The 22,670-nt window shown below is 59.6% G+C and carries 17 protein-coding genes; 4 read left to right on the top strand and 13 right to left on the bottom strand.

The annotated features are described in order from the left end of the window. The 7 genes from EOA85_RS05710 to EOA85_RS05680 all read right to left on the bottom strand — a co-directional run. Positions 1-71: glycogen/starch synthase (locus EOA85_RS05710; RefSeq protein WP_164759500.1), on the bottom strand; the 71-nt coding region annotated here is incomplete at its 3' end. Next, positions 72-1,340, bottom strand: a complete 1,269-nt coding sequence (gene glgC, locus EOA85_RS05705) for a glucose-1-phosphate adenylyltransferase (RefSeq protein WP_127208680.1) — start codon at positions 1,338-1,340, stop codon at positions 72-74. A gap of 36 nt (positions 1,341-1,376) precedes the next feature. Next, entirely contained in the window at positions 1,377-3,590 is a 2,214-nt protein-coding gene (glgB, locus tag EOA85_RS05700) for a 1,4-alpha-glucan branching protein GlgB (RefSeq protein ID WP_127208679.1), read from the bottom strand. Positions 3,591-3,648: 58 nt separating this feature from the next. Continuing rightward, entirely contained in the window at positions 3,649-6,111 is a 2,463-nt protein-coding gene (locus tag EOA85_RS05695) for a glycogen/starch/alpha-glucan phosphorylase (protein WP_127208678.1), read from the bottom strand. Positions 6,112-6,345: 234 nt separating this feature from the next. After that, entirely contained in the window at positions 6,346-7,128 is a 783-nt protein-coding gene (locus EOA85_RS05690) for an ATP-binding cassette domain-containing protein (protein WP_029355791.1), read from the bottom strand. Positions 7,129-7,130: 2 nt separating this feature from the next. Next, positions 7,131-8,195, bottom strand: coding sequence for an ABC transporter permease (locus tag EOA85_RS05685; protein ID WP_065006284.1), 1,065 nt, complete (start codon positions 8,193-8,195; stop codon positions 7,131-7,133). 156 nt (positions 8,196-8,351) lie between these two features. Beyond that, the gene (locus EOA85_RS05680; RefSeq protein ID WP_245485621.1) at positions 8,352-9,329 is read right to left on the bottom strand and encodes a sugar ABC transporter substrate-binding protein; all 978 of its coding nucleotides are present in this window, start codon (positions 9,327-9,329) and stop codon (positions 8,352-8,354) included. A 271-nt stretch (positions 9,330-9,600) separates the two neighbouring features. Between EOA85_RS05680 and EOA85_RS05675 the strand changes: the two genes are divergently transcribed. The 4 genes from EOA85_RS05675 to EOA85_RS05660 all read left to right on the top strand — a co-directional run bounded on the left by EOA85_RS05675 (position 9,601) and on the right by EOA85_RS05660 (position 13,594). Next, positions 9,601-10,827 carry an ROK family transcriptional regulator gene (locus EOA85_RS05675; RefSeq protein ID WP_127208676.1) on the top strand — a complete coding sequence of 409 codons (1,227 nt, stop codon included), beginning with the start codon at positions 9,601-9,603 and terminating at the stop codon, positions 10,825-10,827. Between the two features lie 2 nt (positions 10,828-10,829). Further along, the gene (locus tag EOA85_RS05670) at positions 10,830-11,276 is read left to right on the top strand and encodes an RbsD/FucU domain-containing protein (RefSeq protein ID WP_029355783.1); all 447 of its coding nucleotides are present in this window, start codon (positions 10,830-10,832) and stop codon (positions 11,274-11,276) included. Continuing rightward, positions 11,273-12,196, top strand: a complete 924-nt coding sequence (locus tag EOA85_RS05665) for a carbohydrate kinase (protein WP_127208675.1) — start codon at positions 11,273-11,275, stop codon at positions 12,194-12,196. Before EOA85_RS05670 ends, EOA85_RS05665 begins: the two co-directional genes overlap by 4 nt. A 255-nt stretch (positions 12,197-12,451) precedes the next feature. After that, on the top strand, positions 12,452-13,594 hold the full coding sequence (locus EOA85_RS05660) for a DegT/DnrJ/EryC1/StrS aminotransferase family protein (RefSeq protein ID WP_127208674.1): 1,143 nt from the start codon (positions 12,452-12,454) through the stop codon (positions 13,592-13,594). Between the two features lie 7 nt (positions 13,595-13,601). On the opposite strand, the gene cysQ is transcribed toward EOA85_RS05660, so the two are convergent. The 6 genes from cysQ to EOA85_RS05630 form a co-directional block, all read right to left on the bottom strand. Further along, the gene (gene cysQ / locus EOA85_RS05655; protein WP_164759499.1) at positions 13,602-14,396 is read right to left on the bottom strand and encodes a 3'(2'),5'-bisphosphate nucleotidase CysQ; all 795 of its coding nucleotides are present in this window, start codon (positions 14,394-14,396) and stop codon (positions 13,602-13,604) included. A 10-nt stretch (positions 14,397-14,406) separates the two neighbouring features. After that, entirely contained in the window at positions 14,407-16,344 is a 1,938-nt protein-coding gene (gene cysN / locus EOA85_RS05650) for a sulfate adenylyltransferase subunit CysN (protein WP_127208672.1), read from the bottom strand. 2 nt (positions 16,345-16,346) lie between these two features. Next, positions 16,347-17,252: a sulfate adenylyltransferase subunit CysD gene (cysD, locus tag EOA85_RS05645; RefSeq protein ID WP_095492359.1), complete on the bottom strand. Its 906-nt coding sequence runs from the start codon at positions 17,250-17,252 to the stop codon at positions 16,347-16,349. 400 nt (positions 17,253-17,652) lie between these two features. After that, a complete protein-coding gene (locus EOA85_RS05640; RefSeq protein WP_127208671.1) occupies positions 17,653-18,972 on the bottom strand; it encodes an O-antigen ligase family protein in 1,320 nt (439 codons plus the stop codon). Continuing rightward, positions 18,969-20,078 carry a hypothetical protein gene (locus EOA85_RS05635; RefSeq protein ID WP_245485620.1) on the bottom strand — a complete coding sequence of 370 codons (1,110 nt, stop codon included), beginning with the start codon at positions 20,076-20,078 and terminating at the stop codon, positions 18,969-18,971. Before EOA85_RS05635 ends, EOA85_RS05640 begins: the two co-directional genes overlap by 4 nt. Positions 20,079-20,115: 37 nt before the next feature. Continuing rightward, positions 20,116-22,494, bottom strand: coding sequence for a polysaccharide biosynthesis tyrosine autokinase (locus EOA85_RS05630; RefSeq protein WP_127208669.1), 2,379 nt, complete (start codon positions 22,492-22,494; stop codon positions 20,116-20,118). Positions 22,495-22,670: the final 176 nt, after the last annotated feature.

The following is a 22,670-nucleotide window of genomic DNA, read 5'->3' as shown; positions in this document are numbered from 1 at the left end:
CCGGTCACGTCGGCAAGCCCGCCAGTTTTGATCAGAGGGAATATTTCGGGCGTGACCGACAGAACCTGCATTCATTGCAATCCCAGTTTGTCGATCATCGCCTGCGTGACGAGGCAGATGCCCTTTTCGGAAACGCGGAAGCGCTTGGCGTCGAGAACGGGATCCTCGCCGACCACCAGCCCCTCCGGTATCCTCACGCCATGGTCGATCACCACGCGCTTCAATCTTGCGTTCCGGCCGACCTGGCAGTCGGGCAGCATGACGACTTCCTCGAGCGTCGAATAGGAGTTGATGCGCGCGCCGGTGAAGATCAGGCTTCGCTTCAGCGAAGCACCAGAGACGATGCAATCACCTGAGACGAGCGACGACACAGCCGAGCCGCGGCGGCCATCCTCGTCATGCACGAACTTTGCCGGCGGCTTCAGCTCCGCATAGGTCCAGATCGGCCAGTCGCGGTCGTAGAGATCGAGCTCCGGCGTGATGTCGGTGAGGTCGATATTGGCTTCCCAATAGGCGTCGACGGTCCCAACATCGCGCCAGTAGGCTTCGTTCTCTGCGGTCGAGCGCACGCAGGATTTGGCGAAGCGATGGGCGATCGCCTTCCCGTGCTCGACGACATAGGGGATGATGTCCTTGCCAAAGTCGCGGCTGGAGCCCGGCTCTGCCGCGTCGCGGCGCAATTGCTCCATCAGGAACTTGGTCTTGAACACGTAGATGCCCATCGAGGCCAGGGCAAAGTCCGGTTTATCGGGGATGCCGGGCGGATCGGCCGGTTTTTCGATGAAGGAGATGATGGTGTCCTTGGCATCGACATGCATGACACCGAAGCCAGTCGCCTCCATGCGGGGCACTTCGAGGCAGCCGACAGTGACATCGGCACCGGCGTCGACATGCTGGCGAAGCATCAGCTCGTAATCCATCTTATAGATATGGTCGCCGGCCAGGACGACCATGTATTCGGGCCCGTAGGCCTCGATGATGTCGATGTTCTGGTAGACCGCGTCGGCCGTGCCCTCATACCACTGCGTTTCCGACACGCGCTGGCTGGCCGGCAGGATATCGAAGCTCTCGTTGCGTTCGGGACGCAGGAAGTTCCAGCCGCGCTGCAGGTGGCGGATCAGCGAGTGTGCCTTGTACTGAGTGGCGACGCCGAGGCGGCGAATACCGGAATTGAGCGCATTGGAGAGCGCAAAATCGATGATGCGCGTCTTGCCGCCGAAATAGACTGCGGGCTTGGCGCGCCGGTCGGTCAATTCCTTGAGGCGGCTGCCACGGCCGCCGGCCAGAACATAGGCCATGGCATCGCGCGCCAGCGGCTGGGTCCGTTTGATCTCTGCCATTTTTATCCTCCCAAGTTACGCGCTGCGAGACATCGCTTAGTCCGGAGCAAATTCGAGCATGATCGTCGACAGCGGCGGCAACAGGATCTTCGCCGAGATGCCTCCTCCTTCCGCCCGAGCCTCGACGGCACCGCCATTGCCCTTGCCGGAACCGCCATAGTCGGTGGCGTCCGTGTTGATGATCTCGCGCCATCTTCCAGCCGTCGGCAACGGCACGCGATAATCGTCACGGGGCACCGGTGTAAAATTGGAGATGACGGCGACCGGGTTTCCGCCCGGCGCGCTGCGCAGCCAGGCAAAGACGGAGTTCGCGCTATCGTCGACGATCAGCCAGGAAAAGCCTTCCGGCTCGCAATCGCGAGCATGCAGGGCCGGGCGTGAGCGGTAGAGATAGTTGAGATCGCGCACCGTCTGCCAGACGCCGCGATGGGCCTGGAAATCGAGCAGGTTCCAGTCGAGCGCGCGCGCCTCGCTCCACTCGCGGCGCTGGGCGAATTCCTGCCCCATGAACAACAGCTTTTTGCCGGGGTAGCCCCACATGAAGGCGTAGTATGCGCGCAGCGTCGCGAATTTCTGCCAGTCGTCGCCGGCCATCTTGCCGAGCAGCGTCCCCTTGCCGTGCACGACCTCGTCATGGGAGAGCGGCAGCACGAAATTCTCGCTGAAGGCGTAGACCAGGCCGAAGGTGATGTCGCTGTGATGATGCTTGCGAAAAATTGGCTCCTTGGAGAAATACTCCAGCGTGTCGTGCATGAATCCCATGTTCCACTTGAAGCCGAAACCCAGCCCGCCCTCATGCACCGGCTGCGAAACCTTTGGCCATGAGGTCGATTCCTCGGCAATCGTCATCACGCCAGGATGATGGCCGTAGACCTCCTTGTTCATTCTCTGGAGGAAGCTGACCGCTTCAAGGTTCTCGCGCCCACCCTTTTCGTTGGGAATCCATTCGCCGGCCTTGCGCGAATAGTCGAGGTAGAGCATCGAGGCGACGGCATCGACCCGCAATCCATCGACGTGGTACTTCTCGGCCCAAAACAGCGCATTGTTGACGAGGAACGAGACGACCTCGCGCCGGCCGAAATTGTAGATCGCGGTGTTCCAGTCGGGATGGAAGCCCTTGCGCGGGTCGGCATGCTCATAGAGCGCGGTGCCGTCGAAATTGGCCAGGCCATGCGCGTCCACCGGAAAATGTGCCGGCACCCAGTCGAGGATGACGCCGAGGCCGGCGCGGTGCGCGCCGTCGACGAACCGGGCAAAACCGTCCGGATCGCCGAAGCGGGCCGACGGCGCGTAGAGGCCGGTCGCCTGGTAACCCCAGGACGGATCATAGGGATGTTCGGAGATCGGCATGAATTCGATGTGGGTGAAACCCGTGTCTACGACGTAGGGGATCAGCCGGCCGGCGAGTTCGTCCCATGACAGGAAGCTGCCGTCGTCGTGAAGCTGCCAGGAGCCGGCATGGACCTCGTAGATCGACACCGCCTCGCGCCTGGGATCGGCGTTGCGCCAGAAATTGCGGTGCGCCTCATCACCCCATTGATGCGCCGGCGGAAGCGCCGTCACCGAAGCGGTGGCCGGGCGCAGTTCGGACTTGAAAGCGAACGGATCGGCCTTCAGCGGCAGCCTCACGCCATCGGGCCCGATGATCTCGTATTTGTACGGCCGGCCGGCGCCGATATCGGGAATGAACAACTCCCAGATGCCGGTGTCTCGACGGACGCGCATCGTGTGCCTGCGGCCGTCCCATTCGTTGAAGTCGCCGACCACCGAAACGCGCCTTGCATTGGGCGCCCAGACGGCGAAATGCACGCCGGACGCACCCTCGTGATCGATGAGATGCGCACCAAGCTTGTCGAACAGCCTGAGGTGCGAACCTTCGGCGATGTAATAGTCGTCCAGCGGACCGAGCACCGGACCGAACGAATAGGGATCGGTCAGCCACCAGTCACCGCCGGCATTGCGCGCGTGATAGCGCAGCGGCTGACGCTTTCTGAGCGACAGGATGCCCTCGAAGAAGCCGCCTTCGTGGCGCCTGGAGAGTTCGCCGGCTTTCTTGCCGGTCAGCGTATAGGCAGTGACGAACTCGGCATGAGGGACGAAGCAGCGGGTGACAAAGCCGTTGTCAACCTCGTGCACACCGAGGACAGCGAAAGGATCACTATGCGTACCGGCGACAATTGCCGCGACATCACCGGCTGAAGCCAGTCCATCCGGCCCGCTTGTCGCAGCGGTCGCGCGCGGCTTCCTCATCAGGCAGTGACCCTCCCCGGCACCCGGACCACGTTGTTCGTGGCCTCATGCAATCATATCAGACCGGCACGTTCCAGATTTCTTTCGCGTATTGGCGGATCGTACGGTCGGACGAGAACCAGCCGACGCGGGCAACATTGCGGATTGCCTTGGCGTACCAATCCGGGCTGTTGCGCCAGACGGCGTCAACTTCGCGCTGGGTGGCGGCGTAGGCATCGAAATCGGCGGCGACCATGAACCAGTCGCTCTGATAGAGGCCGTTCATCAGGTCGCGATAGCGTTCCGGATCGTCAGGCGAAAAGACGCCCGACGAAACGGCAGCCACAGCCTGCGCCAGTTCGGAAGAGGCTCCGATCACCGATCGCGGATCGTAGCCGTTGCTGCGCCGCTCGGCGACCTCTTCGGTGGTCAGGCCGAAAATGAAGATGTTGTCGTCGCCGACGCATTCCTTGATCTCGACATTGGCGCCGTCAAGCGTGCCGATGGTCAGCGCACCGTTCAGCGCGAACTTCATGTTGCCGGTGCCGGAGGCTTCCATGCCGGCGGTCGATATCTGCTCTGAAAGATCGGCGGCCGGCATCATGATCTCGGCCAGGCTGACATTGTAGTTCGGCACGAACACCACTTTGAGCAAGCCGCGAACGGCCGGGTCACGGTTGATGACCTTGGCGACGTCGTTGGCGAGTTTGATGATCAGCTTGGCGTTGTGATAGCTGGGCGCTGCCTTGCCGCCAAAGAACTTGACGCGTGGCATCCAGTTGCGCTCCGGATGGGAGCGGATCTGGTCGTAGAGGGCGACTGTTTCGAGGATATTCAGGAGCTGGCGCTTGTATTCGTGGATGCGCTTGATCTGGATGTCGAACAGCGCCGAGGGATCGACCTTGATGCCGAGGCGGTCGGCGACGAGATTGGCAAGCTTGGCCTTGTTCGCCCGCTTGACCGCCGCGAACTTGTCGCGGAAGGCGGCGTCGTCGGCAAAACCATCGAGCTCCTTGATTGCGTCTATATCGTCGAGGAAGCGGTCGCCGATCGCCTCGCGGGTGAGCGCGGTGAGACCGGGATTGCACTGGATCAGCCAGCGCCGCGGCGTGATGCCGTTGGTCTTGTTGTTGATGCGGTCGGGGTAGAGCCTATGGAGCTCGGCAAACACCGTTTCCTTCATCAGCTCGGTGTGAAGGGCAGAGACGCCGTTGATCGAGTGCGAGCCGACAAAGGCCAGATTGCCCATGCGCACCCGGCGCTCGCCATTCTCCTGTATCAGCGAGATCTGGCTGATCTGCTCGTCAGAAAACTGGTCGGAGGCGCGCGCCTCCAGCAGCACTTCGGCGTTGATGGCGTAGACGATCTGCATATGGCGCGGCAACAGCCGCTCGAACAGCGGCACCGGCCAGCTTTCGAGCGCTTCGGGAAGCAGCGTGTGGTTGGTGTAGCCGAAAGTGCGCTTGGTGATACTCCAGGCCTGATCGAAATCCATGCCGTGGACGTCCATCAACAGGCGCATCAGCTCGGCCACCGCGATGGCCGGATGGGTGTCGTTCAGATGGATCGCCGCCTTGTCGGGCAGCGACTGCAGGTCGCCATACTGGCTGAGATGACGCTGGATAATGTCCTGCAACGATGCGGTGGAAAAGAAATACTCTTGCCTAAGCCGCAGCTCCTGACCGGCCTTGTGGGAATCGGCGGGGTAAAGGACGCGCGACAAGGCATCGGCCTTGTTGCTTTCGGCGAGTGCACCGATGTGGTCGCCAGCGTTGAACTTGTCGAGCAGGATCGGATCGATCGGCATGCCGGACCAGAGCCGCAGCGTGTTGACGCGGTTGGCCCTCCAGCCAACCACCGGCGTATCGTAGGCAACCGCCAGAACATGTTCGATCGGCTTCCAGACGTGGCGCTCAAGCCTGCCGTCCTTCGATGTGATCGATTCGACGGAGCCGCCGAAACCGACCTCGAAAGAACGTTCGCGCCGCTCGAACTCCCAAGGGTTTCCGTGATCGAGCCAAGTCTCAGGCAGCTCAACCTGCCAGCCGCCATGGATTTCCTGCCGGAACATGCCGTTGGCGTAGCGAATGCCATAACCATGCGCGGGAATGTCGACGGTTGCCATGCTTTCCATGAAGCAGGCGGCGAGCCGGCCAAGACCGCCATTGCCAAGGGCTGCATCTGGTTCGAGGGCCGCGATGAGGTCGAGGTCGACGCCGAGAGACCGCAGCGCTTCGCGCATATTATCCATCAGGCCAAGATTGGAGAAGGCGTCGCGCATCAGGCGGCCGATGAGGAATTCCAGTGACAAGTAATAAACGCGCTTTTCCTGATGGGCGTAGGCCTCTTGCGTCGCCTGCATCCAATGATCGACGATATGGTCGCGCACGACCTTGATCGAGGCGGTGAGCCAGTCGTACTGCGTCGCGACATTGGTGCCCTTGCCGAGCCTGTATTTGAGGGCCTTCAAGACTTCGTCGGCAAGCGCCTTGGGATCGGAGTTTTCGAGAATGGGAGCTTCGGATGTCATCGAGCGCGTCATGCTGCCTCTCGTGCGGTTGCCATGATCATACCGGCCTTCACCATTCCTCCCAGCCCATGCTAACGCATATTGTCATGCGTTCAATCGAGTTAGATTGCCGCGGGCAGCTTACCCTGCGGCAGTTTAGCAACTTAAAGTGCGTCGCGTTTGGGTGGCCTCTGCGACGCGCCTTAAGTTCTTACTTATATGCCATGTCGTTACCCCAAACCGCTGTGCAGTTTCGTGCGACATGCATCAGGCCGCCAGCGCCGCCTCCGGCGGAAGCTTCGCTCCGGTCATGAAGGCGACGGCGTCGGACATCGTATATTGCTTGGGATCGATGACACAGAGGCGACGGCCCAGCCGATGGATGTGAATGCGGTCGGCCACCTCGAAGACATGCGGCATGTTGTGCGAGATCAGCACGATCGGCAGGCCGCGCTTCTTCACGTCGAGGATCAGTTCGAGCACGCGGCGGCTCTCCTTGACTCCTAACGCCGCCGTCGGCTCATCCATGATGACCATCTTCGAGCCGAAGGCGGCGGCGCGCGCCACCGCCACGCCCTGGCGTTGGCCGCCCGACAGCGTTTCCACGGCCTGGCTGATGTTCTGGATGGTCATCAGGCCAAGTTCGGTGAGCTTGTCGCGGGCGCGCTTTTCCATTGCCGGGCGGTCGAGCATGCGCAGCCAGTCGCCCAGAAAACCCGGTTTGCGGATCTCGCGACCGAGGAACATATTGTCGGCGATCGACAGCGCCGGCGACAGCGCCAGGTTCTGGTAGACGGTTTCGATGCCGGCTTCACGGGCCTCGATGGGCGACTTGAAGAGCACCTGCTTGCCGTCTAACTCGATGATCCCCTCGTCCGGAATCACGGCGCCCGAGATCGCCTTGATCAGCGTCGACTTGCCGGCGCCGTTGTCGCCGATCACCGCCAGGATTTCTCCCGGATAGAGATCGAAGTCGCAGCTGTTCAGTGCGGTAACGCGGCCGTAGCGCTTGACGAGGCCACGCGCGGTGAGGATGGGCTCCTGGGTCATGGTTACACCGAAACCTTTCTGATCCACTGGTCGATCGCCACGGCGCCGATGATCAGCACACCGGTGAGCAGCACTTTCCATTGCGGATCGGCGCCCAGCATGTTGAGGCCCATCGAGACGACGCCGACGATCATCGCACCGAACAAAGTGCCTAAAATCGAGCCGCGTCCGCCGAAGAGGGAAATACCGCCGATCACCGTGGCGGTGATCGCCTGCAAATTATAGTCGGTGACGGCGGCAGACGGCGAGATCGAACCGTTGCGACCGATGGAGACCCAGGCGGCGAAAGCGGCGATCAGCCCGGCAAGCGTGTAGACCGATATCAGCACCTTCTTGGTCTGGATGCCCGACAGCTTGGCCGCCTCCGGGTCGTCGCCGACGGCGTAGACATGGCGGCCCCATGCCGTGTGATTGAGCACGTACCAGAGGATCAACACCAGCACGACCATGGCAATGACACCGAACGTCAGCACCGCCGTGCCGATCTTGAAGTTCAGGCCAAACAAATGCAGCAGCGGCGCCTGGACATCGACGTCGGCATCGCGGATCGTCTCATTGGCCGAATAGATGAAGTTGGTGGCCATGACGATGTTCCAGGTGCCGAGCGTGACGATGAAGGGCGGCAGCTTCATGTACGCGACCAGCAGCCCGTTGAGCAGCCCGCAGGCCGCGCCGGCGCCAAGCCCGATCACCACGGCAAGCAAGGTCGGCAGACCATAGGTGACCGCGCAATTGCCCATGATCACGGCCGAAATCACCATGATCACGCCGATTGACAGGTCGATGCCGGCTGTAAGGATGACCAGCGTCTGCGCGGCTCCTAGAATACCAACGATGGCGATCTGCTGCAGGATCAGCGTCAGCGTGTAGGACGAAAAGAACCGTCCTCCGATCGTGGCGCCGAAGACAGCGATCGACAGAACCAGCACGATCAGCGGAACCGCAGCCGGAGTGGAATGCAGGAAGTGCTGGATGCGCTTGACAATCGACGTGCCGTGCTCGTCAAAAGCAGCGACGCTTGTCTCGCTGTTCGAGAGAGCCTTTTCGAATTCCTGAACCTGAGCCATGTTTCCTCCCATGCGGCTTCAGCCACGCGCCGACGCCCGTCCATCGTTTCCGATCTGCCGCCGGAATTATTCGCGCTTGCGATAGCGCATCGTCCACCCGAAGCGGCCGGGGATCAAGTCCCCGGCCGATCGGTCCTGTTGCCTGTCAGACCGGCATCAGCCCCAGCACTTGGCGAGGCCTTCCTTGGTGTCGATGGACTTCACGCCGTCCGCGGGCTTGTCGGTCACCAGGTTGACACCGGTGTCGAAGAAATCCTTGCCTTCGGTCGGCTTGGGCTTCGTCCCGTCCTTGGCGAAAGCGGCAATCGCTTCGATGCCGAGTGCCGCCATCTGCAGCGGATATTGCTGTGAGGTCGCACCAATCACGCCCTCGGCGACCGACTTCACGCCGGGGCAGCCGCCATCAACCGACACGATCAGCACATTGCCTTCGAGGCCCACGGCCTTGAGCGCCTGGTAGGCGCCGACGGCTGCCGGCTCGTTGATGGTGTGGATGACGTTGATGCCGGGGTCCTTCTGGAGAAGGTTCTCCATCGCCTTGCGGCCGCCTTCTTCGTTGCCGTTGGTGACATCGTGGCCGACGATACGCGGATCGTCCTCGTCGCCGATCTTGTTGGGGTCTTTCACGTCGATGCCGTAGCCCATCATGAAGCCTTGATCGCGCAAGACGTCGACCGTCGGCTGCGAGGGCGTCAGGTCGAGGAAGCCGATCTTGGCATCCTTCGCCTTGTCGCCGAGCGTCGCGGCGGCCCAGGCGCCGATCAGCTTGCCGGCCTCCAGATTATCCGTCGCAAAGGTCGCGTCGGCAGCGTCGAGCGGATCAAGCGGCGTGTCGAGCGCGATCACGAGCAGACCGGCGTCACGCGCCTTCTTCACCGCCGGGACAATGCCCTTGGTGTCCGACGCGGTGATCAGGATGCCCTTGGCGCCGTCGGCGATACAGCTTTCGATCGCCGCCACCTGGCTCTCGCTGTCGCCGTCGATCTTGCCGGCGTAAGCCTTAAGTTCGACGCCAAGTTCTTTGGCTTTCGCGGTCGCACCTTCCTTCATCTTGACGAAGAACGGGTTGGTGTCGGTCTTGGTGATCAGGCAGGCGCCGACATCGGCGGCGGACGCAGCCGAGGTGAACGCCATCAGACCCAGTCCGGCCGCGGCGAACACGGTGGACTTCAATAGTGCTGTCTTGGTCACGATTTTCCTCCCAGTGGAACCATTTCGGATGCCGGCCAACCGGCACCTGCAAAAAGCATCCAGCGACTTCTCCCAGTGTGGACGCCTGCCCCAACAGAATACCAGACCGAGGTCTCTGTCAATAATTAAATCACTCTTATTTATTATTGACAGCGCTGCGTCGTTCACCCATTCTGGCCCAAAAGCGTTGAGGGAAACGACGGGAGGAACAGGGGTGGAGACCGGCACTACAAGGCACGGTTCGCCCGAGGCAGCCGAAAGCCGCATTCACCGCGGCACCAACCAGAGCGGCATGCGGGACCACAATGAGCGGCTGGTGCTGTCGCTGGTGCGTCAGCACGGCAGCCTGGCCAAGTCCGACATTGCGCGCATGACCGGACTTTCCGCCCAGACGGTTTCGGTCATCATGCGTGAGCTCGAGGAGGACAACCTCCTTGTCCGTCAGGCGCCGTTGCGCGGCAAGATCGGCCAACCTTCCATTCCGATGGCGCTCAATCCCGATGGTGCCTATTTCATCGGCTTGAAGATCGGCCGTCGCAGCGCCGAACTCGTGCTGATCGATTTTCTCGGCAACGTGCGCTCGATGCTGCAGCATTCCTACCGCTATCCGGCACCGCGCGAGACGGTCGAATTCGTCACCTCCGGCATGAAGACGATGCGCGGCGATCTCACCCCGGCGCAGGACAAGCGCATTGCCGGACTTGGCATCGCCATGCCGTTCGAATTGTGGAACTGGGCCGATACGGCAGGTGCGCCGCGCGACATCATGGACGAATGGCGCCACCGCGACATCCGCGCCGACATTCAGGCGCAGTGCGAATTCCCGGTCTACCTGCAGAATGACGCCACCTCGGCTTGCGGCGCCGAACTGGTGTTCGGCCGGGCGGGCGCGGCGCGCGACTTCGTCTATTTCTATATTGGTGCCTTCGCCGGCGGCGGCATCGTGCTGAACGGTCACCTTTTCGGCGGACCGACCGGCAATGCCGGCGCGCTGGGTTCGATGCCGGTGCCCGGACCGGACGGCAAGCCGGCCCAATTGATCGACGTGGCGTCGATTGCCATTCTGGAAAAGGCGCTTAACGCACGCGGTATCGAGGCCTCGCACCTGTGGACGTCACCGGAGGATTGGGGTGAGATCGGCGTCGAGCTCGACGACTGGATCGCCTGCGCTTCGCAGGCGCTCGCCTATGCCATTGTGGCGGCGTCATCGGTTATCGATTTCGAGGCAGCGGTAGTCGACGGATGGATGCCGAAGGCCGTGCGGCGCCGGCTCGTCGATGCCGTTGTCGAAGCTATCGGCAAGATCGATGGTGAAGGCCTGAAGCTTCCGGCCATTCGCGAGGGGACTGTCGGCATTCATGCACGTGCCCTGGGCGGCGCCAGCCTGCCGCTTTCCGAGCGCTTCCTTATCGGCTCGACCATGATTTCCAGGAGTGCCTGAGCGTGCTGATCGGAATCCCGGTGCTGCTCGGTCCGGAGCTTCTGGCGACGCTGCGTGCCATGGGTCATGGCGACGAGATCGCCCTTGTAGACGGAAACTACCCGGCGAAAGAGCAGGCACACCGGCTCATCCGCGCCGACGGTCATCATCTTGTTCCGATGCTCGACGCCGTCCTCAGCGTGTTGCCTGTCGATGACGCAGTGCCGGAGGCGCTGTTTCGCGCGTCGGTCAAAGGTAATCCCCTGCTTGCCGATCCCGTTCATCACGAGATGGAGGCGATCTGTGCCAAGCGTGCTCCGGGCCGCAAGGTGGTTGCGCTTGCCGGCGCCGACTTCTATCAACGGGTTAGGTCCGCGCACGCGATCGTTGCGACAAGCGAGCCGCGGCTCTACGCCAACATCATCATCCGCAAGGGTGTGATCTATCCGCCGGAGACCAGGAAGCCATGATCCTCTGTTGCGGCGAAGCGCTGATCGACATGCTGCCACGCACCACGACGGAGGGCGAGCCGGCCTTTGCCCCCTATGTCGGCGGCGCGGTGTTCAATACCGCTATTGCGCTTGGCCGGCTGGGAGCACCCGCCGGTTTCTTTTCCGGCCTGTCGTCGGATCTATTCGGCGGCCAGTTCAGGGACGCGCTCGGGGCAAGCAAGGTCAGTTCCACCTATGCGCACACATCGCCCCGGCCGACCACGCTTGCTTTCGTGCGGCTGGACAACGGCCAGGCGACCTACACGTTCTACGATGAAAACACAGCCGGACGCATGCTGACCATCGACGATCTGCCGAAACTCGGCAGCGAGATCGAAGCCATGCTGTTCGGCGCCATCAGCCTGATCTCGGAGCCGGCCGGATCAGCCTACGAGGAATTCATGCGGCGCGAGCACAGCCACCGCGCCATGATGCTCGACCCCAACATTCGGCCGAATTTCATACCGGACAAGGCCAAGCATCTCAGGCGCATCCGCTCGATGATGGGGATGGCCGACATCGTGAAGCTGTCGGACGAGGACCTCAACTGGTTCGGCGAAGCCGGCTCGCACGAGGACGTCGTCCGCAACTGGCTGGATCGCGGCCCGACGCTGATCGTCGTGACCCATGGCAGCGAAGGCGCCGTCGGCTACACCAGGGATCACAAGGTCACGGTCGTGCCTGACAAGGTCGAGGTGGTCGATACTGTCGGCGCCGGCGACACGTTCAACGCCGGCATCCTGGCCTCGCTGCACGAGCAAGGCCTGCTGTCGAAGGAGGCAATCGCCAATCTGGCGGAAAACGCCATCCACAAGGCGCTGGCGCTTGGCGCCAAGGCTGCGGCGGTAACCGTGTCGCGGGCCGGTGCCAATCCGCCCTGGCGGTATGAAATCGCCTGACCGGATCAGATCCTTCGGAAGGTATTGCGCCGATCGATCACTTTATGTTTCGCCTCACCGGATAGGACGCGATGCAAAGGGTTGGACCTGCCCGACGAAGCCCGGATTTCCGGCGTCTTACAAAGACACACCGGCAATCGCGGGTAACAGGCTGCGACACTTGAGCAATTCGCGGTTTTGCCCATGCGGCTTTCTCGGCCGCGCCAAGTCTGATACCAGCGGCCCGTTATCTGGCTAGTACCGTTTGAGGCCGACATGCAGTTCATCGATCTAGGCGCGCAGCGCGAACGAATCCGCGACAGGCTGAAAGTAGCGATCGACCGCGTCGTCGACGAGGGGCGCTATATTCTCGGCCCCCAAGTCACCGAATTCGAAAACAAGCTTGCCGCCTATATCGGCACCAAGCATGTGGTAGCCTGCGCCAACGGCACTGACGCACTGTTGCTGCCGCTGTTTGCGGCCGGCATCGGCCCAGGTGACGCGGTGTTCGTGCCGAGCTTCACCTTCGCCGCCACGGCGGAAGTGGTGGCGCTGGCCAAGGCTGAGCCGGTTTTCGTCGATGTCGATCCCCAGACCTACAACATCGACATCGCCAGTCTCGAGGCGGCCATCGCCATGATCAAGGCGGAAGGCCGGCTGAAGCCAAGGGCGATCATTCCCGTCGACCTGTTCGGGCTCGCTGCTGACTACGAGGCGATCATGGCGATCGCCAACCGCGAAGGGCTGATGGTGATCGAAGATGCCGCGCAGGCGATCGGCGGCTCGATCGACGGCAAAATGTGCGGTTCGTTCGGCGCGGTCGGCTCGACCAGCTTCTACCCGGCAAAACCGCTCGGCTGCTACGGCGACGGCGGCGCGATGTTCACCAATGACGATGCGCTGGCGGAGCAACTTCGCTCGTTCGCCTTCCACGGCAAGGGCGAAACCCAATATGACAATGTCCGCGTCGGAATCAATTCGCGGCTCGATACGCTGCAGGCGGCGATCCTGATCGAGAAGCTGGCCATTCTCGAAGATGAGATGGTTGCCAGGCAAGCGGTCGCCAATCGGTATGCCAAAGGCCTCGGCGACATCGTCAAGACGGCGCGCAACCTGGAAGGTGGCCGTTCGGCCTGGGCGCAATATGCCATCGAGACGCCGAAGCGCGACGGGCTGAAGGCGCATCTCGGGGACAAGGGCATCCCGTCGGTCATCTATTACGTGAAGCCCTTGCACAGCCAGATCGCCTACCGCGACTATCCGCGCACGCCGACGGGTCTATCCGTTTCGGAGGAGCTGCCGAGGCGCATCCTCTGCCTGCCCATGCACCCCTATCTGGGCGAGGCCGACCAGGACCGGATCATCGAGACGATCCGCAACTATATCGGCTCGAATTCGGCGCAAATCGCCGCCGCGTAGACGGTCGTTAGACGGGTCTGGACTCCGCAGGCTTGCCGCTAGCGATGAAATGCGGATTGGCGAAGTCCTCGTCATCGCTCTGGTTGCGCTTGCCGTAGGCCAGCGGCTGACCATCGAGTGTGCGCGTTATACCGCCTGCCGCGCGCAGCACCGCATCGCCGGCCGCGGTGTCCCATTCCATGGTGCGGCCGAAGCGCGGATAGACGTCGGCCTCGGCGCCGGCGACAAGACAGAATTTCAGCGACGAGCCGACCGACACGATCTCGGCAGCACCCACGGTGCGAATATAGGCTTCGGTTTCCGGCGTATTGTGGGACCGGCTGGCGACGACGGTCAGTGGCGCCACACCCGTTCTGGCCGAAATCGGCCGACGGCCGATGATCTGGTAGTCGCCATTGACTTCGATTGCTTCCGCCCTGCCCGGCCGGCCGGAAAAGAAGCGTCCCGTGCATGGCGCAAAGACCACACCGATATCCGGCACGCCGTGGCGAACGAGCGCGATGTTGACGGTGAAGTCGGTCCTGCGGTTGACGAATTCCTTGGTGCCGTCGAGCGGATCCACCAGAAAGAAGGCGTCGTCGAGGTCGGGCGGCACGATGCCGGTCGATGCCTCTTCCTCAGCCACACAAGGGATATCGGGGAAAGCCGCGCGCAGCCCAGCGAGAATGATCTTTTCGCTCTCGCGATCGGCCTCGGTCACCGGCGAGCTGTCTGATTTCTGGTCGACCGAGCAGCCGGCATCGAAGACGCGCATCACCTCTCGCCCCGCCGCCAAGGCGATGCGCTCGAAAACGCCGAGCATCGCTTCGTCGTCAGATGCCGCCGCCGCTATCATATTGGTTTTCGGCAATGTCACGCTCGTTCAGCCAGAGTTCCAGGGCCTCTACCATCTCCTCGGCAGACTTGCCGAGTGTCTTGAGATGGATTTCGGGGTTTTCCGGGGCTTCATACGGTGAATCGACGCCGGTGAAATTCTTGATTTCGCCATTCAACGCCCGCGCATAGAGGCCCTTCGGATCGCGTCTGGCGCATTCCTCAAAAGGTGTGTCGACAAACACCTCGACGAATTCACCGGTGGCCATCAACTCCCTGGCCATGCGCCGCTCAGCACTGAATGGCGAAATGAAGGAAACAATGACGATCAGCCCGGCATCGGCCATCAGCCGCGCCACTTCCGCAACGCGGCGAATGTTTTCGACGCGGTCGGCGTCGGTGAAGCCAAGATCGCGATTGAGGCCGTGGCGGACATTATCGCCATCCAGGATGTAGGTATGCCGGCCGGTGGCGAACAGCTTCTTCTCGAAAAGATTGGCGATGGTCGACTTGCCCGAGCCCGAGAGCCCGGTGAACCAGAACACGGCGGGCCGCTGGTTCTTCAGATCGGCACGGCCGTGCTTGCCGACATCGAGCGATTGCCAGTGGATGTTTTCGGCGCGGCGCAGCGAATGCAGGATCATGCCGGCCCCGACCGTGGCGTTGGTGATGCGGTCGATCAGGATGAAGGCGCCGGTCGTGCGGTTCTCGGCGAAAGTATCGAAGGCGATCGGCGCCCGCGTCGAGATGTTGCAAATTCCGACTTCGTTCATTTCGAGTGACTTGGCCGCCTCATGGGCAAAGTCGTTGACGTTGACGCGGTACTTCAGGTCGGTGACGGTGGCACTGGTCTGATCGGTCTCGGTCCGCAGGATGTAGGAGCGGCCCGGCAGCAGCGCATGCTCATCGAACCAGACGATGTTGGCGGCGAACTGGTCGGCGACCTGCGGCCGCGCCGCCGGCGACACCAGCATATTGCCGCGCGAGACCTCGACCTCGTCGTCGAGAACAAGAGTGATGGCCTGGCCGGCGACCGCTTGGCTCACGTCGCCGCCATGCGAGACGATGCGCCTTACATGAGCGGACTTGCCGGATTTGGCGACAACGACCTCGTCGCCTGTTGAGACGGAACCGGACGCAATCGTGCCGGCAAAACCGCGAAAATCGAGATTGGGGCGGTTCACATACTGCACTGGAAAACGGAACGGCAGTTCGACAACGGCTTTATCGACCGACACGGTTTCCAGATGTTCGATCAGCGTCGGGCCGGAATACCATTCTGTCTTGTCCGAGCGGCTGGAGACGTTGTCGCCATAACGGGCAGACATCGGGATGGGCACGATCGTCTCGAAGCCGAGCTGATGCGAAAATTGCCGGTAGTCTTCGATGATGCGTTCGAACACGGCCTTGTCGAAGCCGACGAGATCGATCTTGTTGACGGCGAGCACGATGTGCCGGATGCCGAGCAGCGAAGCGATGATCGAGTGGCGCCTTGTCTGACGCAGCACACCCTGGCGAGCGTCGATCAGCACGATCGCCAGATCAGCGGTCGACGCGCCCGTTGCCATGTTGCGCGTGTATTGTTCGTGGCCGGGCGTGTCGGCAACGATGAATTTGCGTTTCGGCGTGGCGAAAAAGCGATAGGCGACATCGATGGTGATGCCCTGCTCGCGTTCGGCCTCGAGGCCATCGACCAGCAGCGCGAAATCGACGTCGTCGCCCGTCGTCCCGTGCTTGCGCGAATCACGCTCAAGCGCGGCAAGCTGGTCCTCGAAAATCTGCTTGGTGTCCGAAAGCAGGCGCCCGATCAGCGTCGACTTGCCGTCGTCCACCGAACCGCAGGTCAGGAAGCGCAGCAGCGACTTTCGTTCCTGCACCGCAAGATAGTCACGAATGCCGTCGGTGGAGGCGAGACTCTTGGCCATGATGTGGCGCATGCTTAGAAGTACCCCTCGCGCTTCTTCTTTTCCATCGAACCGGCTTCATCACGGTCGATCAGGCGGCCCTGTCGTTCGGAGGTGCGCGCCGTCAGCATTTCGCCGACAATGGCCTCCAGCGTATCGGCGTCGGATTCGATCGCGCCGGTCAGCGGATAGCAGCCGAGCGTGCGGAACCGCACCAGCCGGTTCTCCACTGTTTCGCCCGGGCGCAATTCCATACGGTCGTCATCCTTCAGAATGAGCATGCCGTCGCGTTCGACGACCGGTCGCTCCTTGGCGAAATAGAGCGGCACGATCGGGATGTCTTCCTGGAGAATATACTGCCAGATATCGAGTTCGGTCCAGTTCGACAACGGAAACACCCGGATCGATTCACCAGTCGCGATGCGGGTGTTGAATATCTTCCACATCTCCGGCCGCTGGTTCTTTGGGTCCCAGACGTGCTGGGCGTTGCGGAAGGAGAAGATCCGCTCCTTGGCACGCGATTTCTCCTCGTCGCGACGGGCACCGCCAAAGGCGGCATCGAAGCCGTACTTGTCGAGCGCCTGCCGCAGCGCAACGGTCTTCATCACATGGGTGTGCGTATTCGAGCCATGGTCGAAGGGATTGATGTTGTCGCGCACACCATCCTCGTTAACGTGGACCAGGAGATCGAAACCGAGCTTTTGCGCCATCTGATCGCGAAAGGCGATCATCTCACGGAATTTCCAGGTCGTGTCGACGTGGAGAAAGGGAAAGGGCGGCTTGGCCGGATAAAACGCCTTCATCGCAAGATGCATCAGCACCGAGGAATCCTTGCCGACGGAATAGAGCATGACCGGCTTGGCGAAGGCCGCCGCTACCTCGCGAAAGATATGGATGGATTCAGCCTCAAGCCGCTGAAGGTGCGTAAGCGCGATATTCATGGACTGTAAGCGTTCTCTCGTGCCAATCCAGACCTTGCATCGATGCATCAGGCGCAATTTTCAGCGGCCCGGTTCAAGCTTCACTTCTGGACGATCTCATTTTCGTGCAGGCGTTCTAGCAGATCGCTATCGCTTATAACAATGCGGGACAGGCTTGCCCTGGAGTGGTTCGGGAATGAATTTTCCACGCTAGAACCAGAAACCGGAAATTCCTGCTCAACGGGCTGATGGGCTTGGCGGCCCAAGAAAGTATTCCAGAGGGACCGAGATCAGCCTGTGCGGCGCTGGGACAATCGCAACCCTCTTCTGGACGCAGTCCTGATGATCTTCCTGGTTTCCGAGACATATGGTGGGTCAGGGCGCTACCCTGATGGAAGAGCAGAGCCGTCGCCAAGATGCGCTACGACGAAGTTCCGATGGGAACAAACAACTTGTCACCGTTATGATGGATCTCGATCAATTCGTTCTTCTGGGCCAAACGATCCGCAAATCCTTTGTGGAAAATAATGGCGTTCATATAGGCAAACGTCATTGCAAGCGCTTCGGTCCGCAAGGGATAATCGACGAGTGAATGGATGAGAAGGAAAGATACCGAGAGGAAAGCTGCCTTTTGAAGTGGATCTCGGCGAATTCTGACAAGCGCCGCAAGAAGTAATATGAAATAAAACATCATCAATAGAATTGCAATAACCCCACCCTCGAAGGCTATTTCAAGGTAATCGTTGTGAGCATGATTAACATATTGCTTGAAAATCATCCCTTCCTTTTCATATATCTGATAGGCCTTCTGAAAATTCCCAAATCCAACGCCAGTAGCCAAATTCTCCTTGATTCCCTCAATAGTGGTGCGCGCAAATTCTCCTCGCCCAAAAGCCGGATCAACCACTTCGGCATCGATCCTAGTCCACGCGCCTACCGTGTAGACCGAAAGTCCTATGAAAACTGCAAGGATGCTGAGTCCGCTCACCCTCGAACGTGCTGAAAGAAAGACTATGGATAGTACGGTGATCGCTAATCCGATCAGGACGCCGGCACGCGAACCGACGGCCAAAAGGAGCAGCAAAAGCGTGGCCAGCCCGAGCGATCCGGACAAAAGATGTCCTCGGAACAGACCATAATAAGCGACAAAGGGGATAGAAACAAAAAGTAATGCCGCAAAATGATTCTCGTTGGCAAAAAGCCCGGCATTGATCGTGAAAGGCAACAATCCCTCTACGGCGATGTCGTCAGAGAGCGAATATTGAATCGCTCCCGCTAACCCATTGCAGATAACGCCCATAAAAAAGAAAGGCAGAAGCCCTTGAACCTGCTCGGTGCGCAAGCGCAATACGCTCAAGAAAAACGCGGCTGACGCCACCAGATACAACAGACATTCGATCGTCCGTCCGACTCCGACGCTGACGAAGCGAAATCCGCTCTGTCCCGCCAGCCATGAATCTCCGAGCAACAGCTCCGGCCGCAACCCGTTGAGTATGGCCGCAGGCAACGGAACGATTTGTAAAATCACCAACGCCACAGCGAAGATAAGCAGCCACAGAATTGTATACGGGATTCTTCGGCCAGAGGTCTGTGAAAAGACAGCCGCCGCCGTGATGATTGCCGCGACCTCAATCAGCGTATCCGTATAGAGGCCGCTTGCAGTCCCCCCGCCGATCAGCAGCGATATAAACAGAACCGATCCAAGGAGATATTTATCCCATTCCGATGGCCGGTCGCTCAAGATGAAAGTCTCTCGATGCTCAATTTGTGCATTACCAACGTACCGACATAGCGAAATCGCCAGCTCTCAGCAATGGCGGCCGTCTCCAGCCGTAACAATTGCATGGGGCACCCAGCTGGCCCAACCGAAAAATCCTGACTGAGCGCCTGACGATTGTATGTACCCTCGGGAATATTGAACCGCGCTATTTCCCCAGATGGACCCAAGCACCTGATCGACCAGAATAATTCCTTTGGAAGTTTCAGGTTCGTTGCAGAGGCATTAAGAGAAATCTTGTACGAACCTGGAGGGAGTTCAATATACTGCTGAAGAGAAGCGTTCTTGACGGGCGTGTTCAGGAAGCGAATCGTCGCACCACCCTCACCTGCGACCGCATCCTGAGATGTTACAAAGGTAACTTCCAAACCTGACTGCTCGCCGACTTGCCAATCGAAAGGTTTACCACTGGGTACCGGTTCAAAGGTACTGTTGAAAATGTATCCGCCCAACTTCCGTTCCTGATCAGACAGGCTGAAAAGAAACAACCGATACGCCTGTTCAAATTTCTTCTGACGAATATGTTCGTGGATCACCCGGGACAATTCGCTCGAGTTTGGCGGCGCGCTTGAGCCCGTCAAATCGAGCAGCAGCCGATTTGCGAAATCGAGCCCCTCGGGGGTTTTGCCAAGCGCGACGAACAGACTTGCTCTCCAAGGTGCCTCCGCCTTGAGGGCTGCCAGAACGGCCTGGTATCCGTCGGGGCTTGACAGGATTGTCGGCAGGCCCTCGGCGATAGCCGGAAATCGATCTGGCCATCGCCGCAGCAATATATCGATCTCGCCGACAGCCTTCGACAGATCGCCGGTCTCGATCGAGTGGCCAATGGACCTCTGGAGCGCGTGGATTTCGGTCTTGGATAACTTTCTAGCTTGATCGAAGAAGTCATAGGCTTCTTCTTCTTTGCCCTGTCGGTATTTGATCTCGCCAATCAGGCTGTAGAGACGCGCATCTGCCACGTCAAAGCGAAGCGCGCCTTCGGCCTTGGCGAGCAATGCATCGAAATCGGGAGTGTTGCTTGTATCGTTCAGGTCGGCGGTTATTCCGCCTATCAAGGCATTGACGTTCAACGGATCCAGCGCGAGGGAAACGGCCGGCGTTTCAGTTTCAAGAAACCGACTTAGCCCGATCGACGAAGCCGCTAACACTAGAGCGGATGCGACGAACCAAACGCCTGAACGCCGGAGATTTCGCGAAAGCGGGCTGGTCTGCTCCGTCATCGACTTTGCCCTCAATTTTCGGGGTGCTCGTGCCGTAGTCGTAATACTGGTAATTCATATATTTATAGGCGTAATTGTAATCGAACTTGTTCACCGCAAACTTCGACATCGCGGCTCCCACCACGTTCGCGCCGGCAGCTCGCAGACGCTTTAACGCCGTCTTCGCCGACTTGCGTGTGACCTGATTGGTCGAAATGACCATCAATGTGCCCTCCGCAAGCCGGCTGAGGATGGGTGCATCTGAAAGGCCGACGACCGGCGGGGCATCAATTATGACAAGATCAAAGCGCTTGCCGAGATTGGTAACGATCAGTGCCATCTTCGGCGAAGAGAGCAGGTCAGCAGGGTTGGGCGGGATCGTTCCGGAGGTCAGGACGGTCACGTTAGGATATTTCGTCGCCCTGAAAATGCTCGCCAGATCCTCCTTGCGGACGGTGTTTGTCAGGAGATTGCTCAGTCCGATTGTGTTGTCGAGACCAAATAGCCTATGAAGATTCGGCTTTCGAAGATCGCCGTCAACGATGAGAACTCTAGCACCGAGCGCTGCAAAGTCCTGCCCGAGCTTGAACGAGGTGGTCGACTTGCCTTCCGACGGCTCCGAACTCGTGACCAGCAATGATCGCGGCGCACCTTCGGCGCCGGAGAACTGCAACGAGGTTCGAAGCGAACGGTAGGCTTCGGACAATCCTGATTTCTGGTCGGTAATACTGGCTATGAGTTCCCGATCATCGACTAGCGGCAAGATGCCGAGCATCGCCAATCCCAACTCCTTCTCGATCTGCTCAGGATTGGTAAAGGTGTTGTTCAACAACTCGATGATGTAAATGATTGATGCGCTCAGAGCCAAGAAAAGAGCCAAGGCGACCGCAAGATTGATGCTCAGGCGCGGAGAATAAGGATTATTAGGCTGTGTCGCGAAATCGACGATTGCCGCGCTTTGTGTCTTGAGTTCAGAGCTGACGCCGACCTCGTTCAGCTTGGCAATAAGATTATCATACTGCGACCTATTCGAATCAACCTCGCGCTTCAGGATCGTGTATTTGATGTTTTTATCGTTGAAGATAACCTGCTGCTTCTCCATCTCGGCAAGTTTTGACTTGAGGTCGGCCTCCTTGTTCTGAGCCTCCTGGTATTTCTGCCGCAACGAATCGGTTATAGTCAAAACGCCATTGTTATAAAGCCGTTGCAGCTCCTTGATCTGCGCCTGAAGCTGCTGCATTTCTGGAAAGCCGGGCTTCAATATGCCTAATTTCTGCTGATACTGGCTAGTCAAATCCGCCAGTTTATCGGTGATCTTCTGCAGGCCTTCGCTTTCCAAGACCGGGCCAAGACTCGCCCCGCGACCTTTGTCTATCTGGTCCACCATTCGTCCGGCATCGAGACGTTCCTGGATTGCTGTCGCGAGCGCGGTGTTCAGGGCCTCGATATTCGATCCAATCAGCGATTTGTCGTCGCCGGTGATCGTAATGCCAACATCCTTTGCATAAGCGACCAGATCCTCTTCGGACTTCTGAAGCTTTTGCTTTACCTGCAGAACCTGTTCCTGGATGAACTGCCGTGCCAGGTCGGAAGTCTCGCTGGTCTGATCGAGGCGTTGATCGATAAAGCTTTGTGCGACCTGATTGGCTATGTCACTTGCATATTTCGGGTTCTGGTCGGCAAACGCAATCGACAGCAGGCTTGTGTTGGTGACAAGAGTGACCGTGAGGTCTTTCATAACGCGACCGATCGCGATCTTCTCACGTTCCTCCGGGGTTTTCTCTTCTATGGAAGGCGATTTTGAAATTCCGAACGCACGATAGAAAATATTGCTAAGCGAGAAGTTCGGAGTCGGAAACAGAAAATCCGGCTTTTCGCTGAGGCCCAGTTGGAAGACCACTCGTTGCGCCAATGCACGGCTTTTGAGCTTTTCACGGGCAGTCTGAAAGGCCCGCAGGTCGCTGCTTTCAGAAACCACCTCAATGTCCTGGAAGACCTTGGCCGAAGGGACCAACACTTCCAACTGCGTTGTTGCCTGGTATTTTGGCGTCTGCATCATGGTAACAATGATGCCGGCAACCAGCCCGGCTGCTGCCATCATGACGATCAGCCACCGATACTGGACAACGTAAAACAGCAGCCTGAGCGGATTGAAGCCCTCGTCCTGCTCCGAATAATCGCGGCCATACGAGCTATAGTTTTGCGCACCGTCATAATACAGGTCGGGAGACAAGGCTTGGCCATGTCCTGGGCCTGCAATTTGATGCTGTCTGTTACGATCGAGCATAGTGCGACGTAATCCTAGGTTTGTCTGGATCCTGAATTCTGACGGGCCATGGTTATATTCCCGGGATCACCGCAATTCGGGCTGCACTCGAGGCGACGCCGAGGGCGTCCTTGAGATTGTTCAGCGCAATTTTCGATTTCGAGGCGAAGACGACAATCTTGTCGCCACCATAGATG

The organism is Mesorhizobium sp. M5C.F.Ca.IN.020.29.1.1 (assembly GCF_003997375.1).
GTDB lineage: Bacteria > Pseudomonadota > Alphaproteobacteria > Rhizobiales > Rhizobiaceae > Mesorhizobium > Mesorhizobium wenxiniae.
This window is presented reverse-complemented; position numbering and strand designations above follow the sequence as displayed.

Excerpts from the sequence above, each read along its gene's own strand:
- EOA85_RS05685 (WP_065006284.1), bottom strand. The coding sequence starts at position 8,195 with ATGGCTCAGGTTCAGGAATTCGAAAAGGCTCTCTCGAACAGCGAGACA.
- cysD (WP_095492359.1), bottom strand. The coding sequence starts at position 17,252 with ATGAATATCGCGCTTACGCACCTTCAGCGGCTTGAGGCTGAATCCATC.
- glgB (WP_127208679.1), bottom strand. The coding sequence starts at position 3,590 with ATGAGGAAGCCGCGCGCGACCGCTGCGACAAGCGGGCCGGATGGACTG.
- EOA85_RS05680 (WP_245485621.1), bottom strand. The coding sequence starts at position 9,329 with ATGGCGTTCACCTCGGCTGCGTCCGCCGCCGATGTCGGCGCCTGCCTG.
- EOA85_RS05665 (WP_127208675.1), top strand. The coding sequence starts at position 11,273 with ATGATCCTCTGTTGCGGCGAAGCGCTGATCGACATGCTGCCACGCACC.
- EOA85_RS05660 (WP_127208674.1), top strand. The coding sequence starts at position 12,452 with ATGCAGTTCATCGATCTAGGCGCGCAGCGCGAACGAATCCGCGACAGG.
- EOA85_RS05690 (WP_029355791.1), bottom strand. The coding sequence starts at position 7,128 with ATGACCCAGGAGCCCATCCTCACCGCGCGTGGCCTCGTCAAGCGCTAC.
- glgC (WP_127208680.1), bottom strand. The coding sequence starts at position 1,340 with ATGGCAGAGATCAAACGGACCCAGCCGCTGGCGCGCGATGCCATGGCC.
- EOA85_RS05695 (WP_127208678.1), bottom strand. The coding sequence starts at position 6,111 with ATGACGCGCTCGATGACATCCGAAGCTCCCATTCTCGAAAACTCCGAT.
- cysQ (WP_164759499.1), bottom strand. The coding sequence starts at position 14,396 with ATGCTCGGCGTTTTCGAGCGCATCGCCTTGGCGGCGGGGCGAGAGGTG.
- cysN (WP_127208672.1), bottom strand. The coding sequence starts at position 16,344 with ATGCGCCACATCATGGCCAAGAGTCTCGCCTCCACCGACGGCATTCGT.
- EOA85_RS05630 (WP_127208669.1), bottom strand. The coding sequence starts at position 22,494 with ATGCTCGATCGTAACAGACAGCATCAAATTGCAGGCCCAGGACATGGC.